Here is a 10494-nt window from a genome sequence, read left to right as displayed (position 1 = left end):
TGGTAGTGTGGCATTCGCCATGCGAGAGTAGGACACTGCCAGGCACCCAATACAAGAAACCCCGCTCATCGAGCGGGTTTTTTCATTGGCTGGAATTCAGCAAATCGTCTGATATTTGACCTAACTTATTCCTTTCTTCTGTTTTTATTGCTACTCGCGGTTGTCTTTCGGTTCAAAGAATCACCTGATGTTACGCTTTTACTCTTTCTTCATGTAAAGCAACTGCTCTGAATTGCAGGGCTGGCATCGCCATAACCTGTGAATCCCATGATCGCCTATACGTCATGATCTCTTGCTTGGGAGCTCTGCTTCCTGAGTTAGCAGTCCCCTCTTTTTAAGCCGCAACCCCATCGTCTCTGCTTTTCTATGACTGCGTTAACCAGCCCTGACTTTATTCCGAAGAGGGGTTATTGGCGGTACCAACATGCTGGAGCCGTGGTCGTTGCGGTTTGGGGTAATAAGAAAATGGGCAATGATGTGCACAGGAACGCAGAGGTTCGATGTTGGTAGGTGATCTTGTGGCAGCTATTTAGACCGCGGGTGAGAAGATTAAGACAGGTGTTGGAGAAGGCTAGTATGTTGAGAGCTATTAGGAATGGCAAATCGCAGGCAAATAAAAAGCCCACGCAACATGGTTGCATGGGCTCGGTATAAATGGCGGAGGAGGTGGGATTTGAACCCACGGATGGTCGCCCATCGCCGGTTTTCAAGACCGGTGCATTCAGCCGCTCTGCCACCCCTCCGCAGCAGTGCGGCGAATATTACCATGCTGATCCGGCTTGTAAATCCCCGTCCGGTTCGATTGCTGGTTAATTGCACGAAACGACATGAAAAAGTGGCAATCAGGGTGCATCAAGCGCTTTTTTGGCCAGATAACTTGACTTGAAAACAGACTCAACCACTATAGTGGCCTCTATCATATCCTCTGCAAGATAACGTTATGACTATTAAAAATGCCCTGTTTTGCGCGCTGGCTGGCGTGACCCTGCTGGCGACGCCGGTACATGCAAGCGAGCTGACCAAAAGCGATGTCGAGCAAATCGTTCGCGACTATCTGGTCAAGAATCCCGAGATCCTGGTCGAGATGTCCAATGCCCTGCGTGCCAAGCAGGAGAGCCAGCAGGCCGAGAGTGACAAGGCGCTGATCAAGGCTCACTCCAAGCAGCTTTATGCCAATCAGGATCCCGAGATGGGGAATCCGAAGGCATCTCTGACCATTGTGGAGTTTTTCGATTACAACTGTGGTTACTGCAAACGGGCCCATCCGCTGGTCAAGCAGCTGATGTCGGAAGACAAAGACATCCGGTACATCTACAAGCAGTTCCCCATTCTGAGCGAGTCTTCCTACTTCGCAGCCCGTGCTGCGTTGGCGGTCCAGTTGGGTCAGCCTGACAAATACCAGGCGTTCCACGAGAAGCTCTATAGCCATCAGGGCCCGCTCGCAGATGAAGCACAGGTCAAGCAGTTGGCAGTGGCGGCTGGTGTGGACTGGAGCAAGGTGGAAGCCAAGATCAAGGATGGCAGCATTGACCAGAACCTAGGTACCAACCGTGCGTTGGCTGAAGCGCTCGGTATCTCCGGTACCCCGGCCTTCATCATTGGTGATCAGATCCTGCGCGGTGCCCCCCGTGATCTGGCCAGCCTGAAGGGGTTTATCAAGGACGTGCGCGCCGGCAAGAACATTCAATAAGCGGTTGTCATGGTCGAGGGCCCAGCGCCTCGGTCAGAAATAGAAAGAGGGTCGGTATCACTACCGGCCCTCTTTTTTATTATGTCCTTTGGCACAAGTGGTCGTCGCGAAAGGACCATAACAACGTGCTCAGGACCCGGCCTGTTGGCCTCAGTAACAAGTATTAGCAGAGTCGTTCGGAGTCTATTGATAAATATTTCACCTTGCAGAGGCGTGTCGTGAGCATTGCTTAATTCCGGTCAAGATTTTTTCTGCTGCTTGCCTTAGAATCGCCGCCCGTTGCAGGAGAAACCCCTATGTTAGTTGATATTTTACGGCTGATTTTTATAGCCGGAGGCCTCGTATTTATCTTTATGCTGGTGCAAGCCTGCTGGCGGAAGAAGCAGAGTGGCTCCTTTGAGGCGACCCCCTTCTGGCCGGTGGCGTTGATCGGTGGGGTTGCCAACTTTCTCGATACCCTGGGGGTGGGCAGCTTTGCGGTAAAGACCGCCTGCTACAAGCAGTTCAAGCTGATCGATGATCGAGTGCTGCCGGGTACCCTCAATGGGCAGTGCGTGCTGCCGACCGTGACTCAGTCGCTGATCTTCGTCGGTGCAGTCGCGGTGGATCCGCTGACGCTGATCAGCATGATGATGGCCGCCGCAGCGGGCGCAGCTTGGGGGGCTCGCCATGTGGCCTCGTTTGATCGGCAGACCATCCGGTTGGTGATGGCTATCTCCTTACTGGTCGTTGCAGGGCTTATTTTTGCCGGTCTGCTGGGGCTTTTCCCTGTAGGCGGCGATGCGATGGGGCTCAGCGGCTACAAGCTGGCGATCGCCCTGCTTGGCAACTTCATCTTCGGGGTATTGATGAATGTCGGTATCGGCTTGTTTGCCCCCTGCATGACGCTGGTTTATCTGCTGGGGATGAATCCGCTGGCGGCGTTTCCCATCATGATGGGCTCCACCGCCGTGCTTAGCGTTTTCTCCGCAGGCACCTTTATCCGCAGAGGGGCATTCGATGCCAAGGCGGTGCTGGCGGTAGCCATCTTCGGTCCCATCGGTGTGGTGCTGGCAGCCATGCTGGTCAAATCCATGGATATGGAGATGCTGAAGTGGCTGGTTGCCTTTATCGTCATCTATACCTCCTGGACCATGTACGCCTCCTGGCGGGCGGCGCGTCGCTCCCCTGTGCAACTGGCGGTGGAGAGCGCAGGCTAGCCTGTACCAGTGCCGCTTCGGCCTTGGCCCCCAGAAAAACATAGAGGCCAAGCGCCAGCAGCAAACCCACCGCACACCCCATCACTCCGACCGCAGGCCAGAGCAGATCGCTCTGGCCGAGCGAGCCTTTGAATAGCAGCAACAGCCCCTCGATGGAGACCGCGATCAGAATGGCGGCGATAAAGCGGGTGATGGTGCGGCGAATGGCGCTGTGGCGGAAGATATCCTTATGCAGCAGTACCTCCTCTTCCAGAATGGTCTTGCCCAGATCGAACACCGCCAGTGCCAGTGTCAGGAAGATGATGGCGCTAAAGGCGCCGAGCTGGTTCTGCTGCTCGCCGCACAATAGCTGGTAGAGCTGCTCCAGCCCGTGCCAGATCAGGGTGGCGACGATCAAAAACAACGCCATGCTGAGCACCACATAGACCGCCTTGAACCAAGGCATGGCGCGGCGGCGCTCCCTGTCTCCCATCAACCAGCCAATCAGCTGATTAAGACAGACGGTGATCTCCCGTCCTCGCCCCTGCACGATAAGGTGCAGCCGGTTATGGGCGGCCGGTGCCACAGGCTGGATGCACATCGGCCCCTGATAGTGGTCAATGCTGATGACAAAGGGATACCCCTTGAGCGAGGCAAGGGGGGCGCTGAGCAGCCCCTGCAGTAGCGGGGTCAACTCCTCCTGATACTCCTGATAGCGCCGCAGCACATCGATGGGGCTCATCTCTGCCATATGGACCTCGGTGACGTGGGCTCTTGTGGTGAATGTGCAAATAGTGGGCCTGCTTTATGACAGGGATGGCAGGGCAAGTTGCACCAGAGAATGACAAATCGGTGGATGACGAGGGAGTAATGCACCAGAACTGGGCGTATTGCCGCCCTGTGTGGTGATGGAGTCTCTGTAATAGAAAAGGGCCCATGACGGGCCCTTTGCGACAACCAGCGGCGATTTAGCCAGCCAGCTTGGCGAAGCTGCGCTCGGCGGCCGCCAGAGTGTGTTCAATCTCCTTGTCGCCGTGAGCCAATGACAGGAAGCCCGCCTCGTAGGCGCTCGGCGCCAGATAGACGCCCTCTTCCAGCATGAGATGGTAGAAGCGCTTGAAGCGTTCCATATCGCAGCGAGTGACCTGCTCGTAGCGGGTGATTTCGGGCTCGTCGGTGAAGAAGAAACCGAACATGCCGCCCACATAGTTGATGGCGAGCGGAATGCCATGCTTGGCCGCGGCCGCTTTCAGTCCCTCGGCAACACGGGCGGTCTTGGCGCTCAGCTGCTCATAGAGACCCGGCTCCAGCAGCAAATCCAGCATGGTCAGACCGGCCGCCATGGCCACCGGGTTACCGGAGAGAGTCCCCGCCTGATAGACAGGGCCGGTCGGTGCGATGTGTTGCATCACCTTCTTCTTGCCGCCGAAGGCGCCCACCGGCATGCCGGCACCGATGATCTTGCCAAGAGTGGTGAGATCCGGGTCGATGTTGTAGTGACCCTGGGCACCGCGCAAGGAGACGCGGAAGCCTGTCATCACTTCGTCCAGGATCAGCAGGGCACCGAACTCGTCACAGATGGCGCGCAGCCCTTCCAGGAAGCCGGGGACCGGCGGGATGCAGTTCATGTTGCCTGCGACCGGCTCGACGATGATACAGGCGATCTCGCTGCCGTACTGGGTGAAGGCTTCACGCACTGAATGCAGATCGTTGAAGACGCAGGTCAGGGTGTGTTTGGCGAAATCGGCTGGAACGCCCGGGCTGTTGGGCTGACCCAGGGTCAGGGCGCCGGAACCGGCTTTGACCAGCAGGGAGTCGGCGTGGCCGTGGTAGCAGCCCTCGAATTTGACGATCTTGTCGCGGCCAGTGTAGCCACGGGCCAGACGAATGGCGCTCATGGTGGCTTCGGTGCCGGAGTTGACCATCCGTACCTGCTCCATGGAGGGGACGATCTGGCGCACTTTCTCGGCCATCAGCACTTCGATCTCGGTCGGTGCACCGTAGCTCAGCCCTTTCTCAACGGCCTTGATGACGGCAGCCTTGATGGCGGGGTGGTTGTGACCCAGCAGCATGGGGCCCCAGGAGCCGATGTAATCCACGTAGGCCTGACCATCCACATCATAGAGATAGGCGCCATCGGCGTGATCGATGAAGCGGGGCGTGCCGCCGACCCCATTGAAGGCGCGGACCGGTGAGTTGACGCCACCCGGAATGGTCTGGCGGGCCTGTTCAAACAGCTGATCTGATTTTGACATGGATCATCCTTAATGGGATTTTGGTCGTCACACAAGGGATTGCAGCCGATTGAGACTCGGCAGGCCGGAGCATCAGGAGTATGCTTTGCGCTCTCGCCACCCGGACTCTCGGTCTGCTCCCGTGACAAAAATTTAACGGGCCGACTATAGCAGAAAGCCCCAGCCCTGGGCAGCCGAGCAACGCGCCGGGTGATCCTGATCTCAGCTAGCTGACGATATGGTTTTTCCAAGTTGGTGTAACAAGATGGCGCAACAAGCTTTCTCCTCTGAAGCCGATACCTCTGCGCGGGGGCCGCTTTCCCGCATTATCCGGCAAGACAAGATGCCCTTGCTGGTGCTGTTGCTGGCGGCGCTGGTCGGTACCCTGGCCGGACTGGTGTGCGGCCTGTTCGAATCGGGAGTCCACTGGCTGGCAGAACAACGTATCGCCTTGCTGGCAGACCGTCCCTGGTGGCAGCTCGGTCTGCTTGGCTTTGGCTTCAGCGCCTTGCTGGGATTTGTCGGTTACTTCCTCACTCATACCTTTGCCCCGGAAGCGGGTGGTTCCGGCATTCCCGAGATCGAGGGGGCGATGGACGATCTGCGCCCGGTGCGGTGGTGGCGAGTGTTGCCGGTCAAGTTCTTCGGCGGCATCTGTACCCTGAGCTCCGGTATGGTGCTGGGGCGGGAGGGGCCTTCGGTACAGATCGGCGGCAACCTCGGCAAGATGGTGGCGGATATCTTCCGGTTGCCCAAGGAGCATGGCCATGCCCTGCTGGCCGCCGGTGCGGCGGGCGGTCTGGCGGCAGCCTTCAATGCGCCGCTGGCGGGAATCCTGTTCGTGATGGAGGAGATGCGACCGCAGTTTCGCTACTCCTTTCTGGCCATCAAGGCGGTGGGGATCTCCGCCATTATGGCGACCCTGATGCTGCAGAACATGAAAGGGCAGGGGGCGGTGATCACTCTGCCGCACTACGATGCGCCAGCCCTCAAGGCGCTCTGGCTGTTCCTCTTTATGGGGGCCACCTTCGGGGTGCTCGGTTTTGTCTTCAACAAGCTGGTGCTGGCCTGTCAGGATGGCTATCTGGCGTTGCATCAGAACAAGCGCCACCGTTTCGTGGCTATCGGCATGCTGGTCGCCGGAACGTTTGGTGTGCTGTCGTTGTTTGCCCCCTCGGTGACGGGCGGCGGCACCGAGCTTATTCCTCATCTGATGGGGGATGAGTATGCGATGGCGACCCTGTTCCTCATCTTCTCGGTGCGGCTGGTCGCGACCCTCATCTGCTTCTGCTCCGGTGCCCCGGGCGGGGTGTTTGCGCCAACCCTGGCATTGGGCACCCTGTTTGGTGTGGTGTTTGGCCATCTGTTTCATGCGGCGTTTCCGGAGCTTGGCATCGAGCCCGGCGCCTTTGCCATCGCCGGAATGGGGGCGCTGTTTGCTGCCACCGTGCGTGCCCCCATCACCGGTATCGTGTTGGTCACCGAGATGACCGACAACTATCAGCTGATCCTGCCGATGATGATTACCACGGTCGGGGCGACTCTGGTTGCCCAGTGGCTGGGTGGCCGACCCATCTATTCACAGATCCTGGAGCGAACTTTACGGCTCGCTGCGCGTCAAAAGCGGGGTGATGGCAGCGCCACGGCCAGTTAATTTTTCCCTTTATCGCCTTTGGCCCCAGTCAGGACGGTATAGTTAAGGGAGAGGCGCTGCCGTAAATGGCGTGATAACGGGATGAGGGGCTATGTCCAATCTATTGAAGTTATTGGTCGTGTTAGCCGTTGGTGGGCTCATCGGTTACTTTGTCGGTAACCGCCAAGAGCTGGCCCAGAGCAGTCTGTTGGTGGTGCAGCAGGAGACGCTGGATCGTCAGGGCAAGGCCATCGGCCAGCTCAAGACAGAGCTGGGGGTGAAAGATACCCAGCTGGCGACCCAGAAAGCGGCCTTCGAGCAGTTGCAGACCACCCTGAAGAGTCAGGAGGCGCAGGTGCAGGAGCTCAAGCGCCAGCTGGCCTTTTTCGAGCGGATCATGCGCCCCACCGGCGAACAGGTGGGGGTGGTGATCGACAACCTGACCCTGCAGGAGACCAGCATTCCCGGTCGTTACCACTACCGTCTCGCCCTGACCCAGCCTGCCAAGAAGCGGGAGCTGTTCCGTGGTCAGGTGCAGATCCGGGTCGAGGGGAGCCTGGCTGACAAGCCGAAGACGCTAACCGGCCGCGATCTCGGGATGAAGGTGAGCGAGTGGCGTTATGCCCTGCGTTATTTCCAGCTGCTGGAAGGGAATTGGCAGTTGCCGGAAGGCTTTGTGCCGGATCGGATCCGTGTCACCATCAACAAGGATGGCAGGCAACCGGCGCAAGAGCTGCTGGTTGAGTGGGGCGAGGTGATCAAGCCGCTGGTCGCCGCACCGCCTGCTCCGGTGCCCGCTGCCGGTTAAACGTGGTGAATACTTGAACTGAATGGTCGGGTATTGGATAATTTCGCGGTTTCCATGTTTGTGGATCTAATGGTTGTGAGGTCAGTAATGAGTGCAGTAGCAGAAGCCCCGCTGCCCATCCAGATGACGGATGCGGCGGCCAACAAGGTGAAGAACCTGATCACCGAGGAAGAGAATCCCGAGCTGAAGCTGCGGGTATACATCACGGGTGGGGGCTGCTCCGGTTTCCAGTATGGCTTTACCTTTGATGAGAAGATCAACGACGGGGACACCGTAGTCGAGAAGAATGGCGTCACCATGGTGATCGATCCCATGAGCCTGCAATATCTGGTAGGCGGTAGTGTGGATTACACCGAGGGTCTGGAAGGTTCACGCTTCACCGTGACCAACCCCAATGCCACCACGACCTGTGGCTGTGGCTCCAGCTTCTCCATCTGATCGGCATTATCGGTCTGATGAAACGGCTCTCGGCAACGAGGGCTGTTTTTGTTTGTGGTGCTCAGTGAGTTCCATCAAACAGCATTTCTCTGAAACAACAAAGGCGCCTTGATGGCGCCTTTGTTGTTTGCAGGATGGCTTAACGGGAGCTTGCCGCCGCGACCAGCGGGATCCGGTTCACTGCCTTGCCCATGTAGGCGAGGGCGATGGTCACAATGATGCAGGTGAAGCTCAGCCACATGTAGGGCAGGTAGTCGAGGGTTGCCACCCCCAGAACCCCGGCCATGAAGATGCCGTTGTCGCTCCAGGGCACCATGCCGCAGGTGAGGGTGCCGCCAAACTCGGCGTTGCGAGAGAGGTTCTTGCGCGCCAGTCCCAGTCGGTCGTAGTTCTTTGCCATGATCTTGGGAGTCAGGATCAGCGACACATACATGGCTGAGCCGAATACGTTGGCCAGAAACGCGGTGCCGATGGTGTGGCTGGTCAGGCTGCCGACGCTATTGATGCGCTTCTCGAAAGCGCTGGCGATCACTTCCAGAATACCGACCTTCTCCAGCAGGCCGCCAAACCCGAGACCGAAGATGATGACCGCGACCGAGCCCAGCATGGACTCCATGCCGCCGCGACCGAGAATGTTGTCGATAAAGTCGATGCCGGAGGTGATGGCAAACGGACTATAAGCCGAGTGCATTGCCTTGACCGGATCCATGCCCTGGAAGGCGATGGCCCAGATCAGGCCCAGCAGGGCGCCGAAGCTGATCACCGGGAAGGCGGGCTTGCGATTGGCCAACAGGCCCAGCACCAGCACCACCGGCACTATGGCCAGCGGGGTGATGTTGAACTGGTTGTCGAGGGCCTCCATCACCAGATTGACCTGCTCCAGGCTGACGTTGCCCGAATACTGCATGCCCACTACGGTGAACAGCACGGCGGTGATGACATAGGAGAGCAGGCTGATAGGCAGCATCCCCTTGATATGCTCCACCACATCGACGTTGGACATGGTGGACGCCAGCACTACTGAGTCGGAGAGCGGAGAGAGCTTGTCACCGAAGTAGACGCCGGAGAGCACGGCACCGGCTACCAGTGGCGCAGGCACGCCGAGGCTGTGGCCGATCCCCATCATGGCGATGCCGGCCGTGGCAGCAGAGCCCCAGGAAGTGCCGGTGGCCAGCGAGGTCAGGGAGCAGATGATCAGGGTTGCCAGCAGGAAGATGGACGGGTGGATCACCTTGAGGCCGAAGTAGATGATGCTGGGGACTATGCCACCAGCAATCCAGGTGCCGACCAGAGCACCGACGGAGACCAGGATCAGGATGGCCCCCATTCCCTTGGCAACGCCGTCAACGGCTGCCTGTTCCAGGGATTTGTAATCGTGGCCGAGTTTGATGCCAAGCCCCATGATGACGAACCAGGCGATGAACAACGCCAGCTGGATCGGCAGATCGAGCACGCTGGTGAACGAGAATGCCAGGGCCAGGAAAATGGCCAGACAGGCAAACACCTGTGCCATGCCCGGTAGTCGGATGTGGTTTTGTTGGTTTTGCATAGATACTTCCTAAACTCTTGCTCGCCAAGGTCACTCCCTCTCGTCCTGTGGATACATCGATCCCGAGGAGGCAACCCAAAAAGAGGCCGCAATCTACCACAAACCCGGCGGGTTAAAGCCCCATCAAATTGGCAAAAATGCACATTTGATTGAAAAAATCACAAATTAGTTGATCTCATAACCCGTTTTTGAGCGGCCTGTTGACACAAAGGGTCACATACGAAGCTTGTCTGTGACGCCACTTGCATCCCCAATAGATGCAGATGATAATTATTATCAATTGTTGGTTGGGGAGAAAACAATGCGCTGGATATTGCGGGGTATGATGTTGCTGGTGGCGGTGGCCGTACTCGCATGGGGTCAGGATAAAGAGTACGGCACCTGGAGTGCCGGTTTTCTATTGGCTGCCTGGGTGATGCTGGAGCCCGGATTGCGGCCCGCCTTGATCTTGCTGCCAGTGGCCGGGTTGACCGGTATCGTCACCCTGCTCTGGCAGCAGCCATGGTTATGAGCTTTTGACGGGAGCCTGCTTGATCTTCTGCTGTGCCACCTTGAGCGATTCGACCACCAGTTTCTCCATTTCGGTACGCTTGGCGTCGGTCAGGAAGTAGATCATGTCGACATTGTGGCGAATATAGTGGGCCGGGAGCTGGTTGAGGGTAAGGCAGCAGAGGTCGGCCATCTGATCGCTGTTGAGCTTTTGCTGCAGCCCCTGTTTCTCAATCTCCTTGAGCACCAGATGTTCGTAAAAGTTGTGAATGTCGGTATCCAGTATCATATGCGTTCCTTGGCATGACGATGAGCGGGGAGTCGTCAAAAGCATAGCCATAACAAGGAGTAAAAACAAAAGGCCCATCACTTTCGTGATGGGCCTTTTGCGTAATGAATGGTGCGAAGAGAGGGACTCGAACCCTCACATCCGTGGGACACTAACACCTGAAGCTAGCGCGTCTACCAATTCCGC

10 protein-coding genes and 1 tRNA gene are annotated in these 10494 nt (G+C 57.7%); 6 read left to right on the top strand and 5 right to left on the bottom strand.

Going from position 1 to position 10494, the window contains the following annotated elements; translation table 11 throughout:
* Nucleotides 1-655 precede the first annotated feature (655 nt).
* Nucleotides 656-743: transfer RNA gene (locus tag G5367_RS20025), tRNA-Ser, on the bottom strand.
* 197 nt (nt 744-940) lie between these two features.
* On the opposite strand from G5367_RS20025, the gene G5367_RS20020 reads away from it, so the two are divergent.
* The gene (locus G5367_RS20020) at nt 941-1690 is read left to right on the top strand and encodes a DsbA family protein (RefSeq protein WP_421245220.1); all 750 of its coding nucleotides are present in this window, start codon (nt 941-943) and stop codon (nt 1688-1690) included.
* 296 nt (nt 1691-1986) lie between these two features.
* Nucleotides 1987-2889 (top strand): TSUP family transporter, encoded by a 903-nt coding sequence (locus G5367_RS20015; protein ID WP_421245219.1) that lies wholly within the window; start codon nt 1987-1989, stop codon nt 2887-2889.
* Here the strand turns inward: G5367_RS20015 and G5367_RS20010 are convergent.
* Together G5367_RS20010 and hemL are read right to left on the bottom strand one after the other, a co-directional pair.
* Nucleotides 2804-3619: a hypothetical protein gene (locus tag G5367_RS20010; RefSeq protein ID WP_421245218.1), complete on the bottom strand. Its 816-nt coding sequence runs from the start codon at nt 3617-3619 to the stop codon at nt 2804-2806. The genes G5367_RS20015 and G5367_RS20010 overlap by 86 nt on opposite strands.
* Nucleotides 3620-3836: 217 nt before the next feature.
* Nucleotides 3837-5123, bottom strand: coding sequence for a glutamate-1-semialdehyde 2,1-aminomutase (hemL, locus tag G5367_RS20005; RefSeq protein ID WP_421245217.1), 1287 nt, complete (start codon nt 5121-5123; stop codon nt 3837-3839).
* Between the two features lie 244 nt (nt 5124-5367).
* Between hemL and clcA the strand changes: the two genes are divergently transcribed.
* The 3 genes from clcA (at nt 5368) to erpA (ending at nt 7981) form a co-directional block, all read left to right on the top strand.
* Nucleotides 5368-6756: a H(+)/Cl(-) exchange transporter ClcA gene (gene clcA, locus G5367_RS20000; RefSeq protein ID WP_421245216.1), complete on the top strand. Its 1389-nt coding sequence runs from the start codon at nt 5368-5370 to the stop codon at nt 6754-6756.
* Between the two features lie 91 nt (nt 6757-6847).
* Nucleotides 6848-7543 (top strand): DUF6776 family protein, encoded by a 696-nt coding sequence (locus tag G5367_RS19995; protein ID WP_005343032.1) that lies wholly within the window; start codon nt 6848-6850, stop codon nt 7541-7543.
* A gap of 87 nt (nt 7544-7630) precedes the next feature.
* Nucleotides 7631-7981: an iron-sulfur cluster insertion protein ErpA gene (gene erpA, locus G5367_RS19990; RefSeq protein ID WP_005340225.1), complete on the top strand. Its 351-nt coding sequence runs from the start codon at nt 7631-7633 to the stop codon at nt 7979-7981.
* Between the two features lie 139 nt (nt 7982-8120).
* On the opposite strand, the gene nhaC is transcribed toward erpA, so the two are convergent.
* Complete coding sequence (nhaC, locus tag G5367_RS19985; protein ID WP_421245215.1) at nt 8121-9530, bottom strand: Na+/H+ antiporter NhaC; 1410 nt, start codon at nt 9528-9530, stop codon at nt 8121-8123.
* 301 nt (nt 9531-9831) lie between these two features.
* On the opposite strand from nhaC, the gene G5367_RS19980 reads away from it, so the two are divergent.
* The gene (locus G5367_RS19980; protein WP_005357820.1) at nt 9832-10041 is read left to right on the top strand and encodes a hypothetical protein; all 210 of its coding nucleotides are present in this window, start codon (nt 9832-9834) and stop codon (nt 10039-10041) included.
* Here the strand turns inward: G5367_RS19980 and G5367_RS19975 are convergent.
* The gene (locus tag G5367_RS19975) at nt 10036-10308 is read right to left on the bottom strand and encodes a late competence development ComFB family protein (protein ID WP_005343036.1); all 273 of its coding nucleotides are present in this window, start codon (nt 10306-10308) and stop codon (nt 10036-10038) included. The two genes, G5367_RS19980 and G5367_RS19975, sit on opposite strands and share 6 nt — an antisense overlap.
* Between the last annotated feature and the right edge of the window lie 186 nt (nt 10309-10494).

Source organism: Aeromonas sp. 604282, from assembly GCF_049170575.1.
Lineage (GTDB): Bacteria > Pseudomonadota > Gammaproteobacteria > Enterobacterales > Aeromonadaceae > Aeromonas > Aeromonas veronii_A.
Note: the sequence above shows the minus strand (reverse complement) of the source record. Positions and strands in the feature narration are given on the sequence as shown.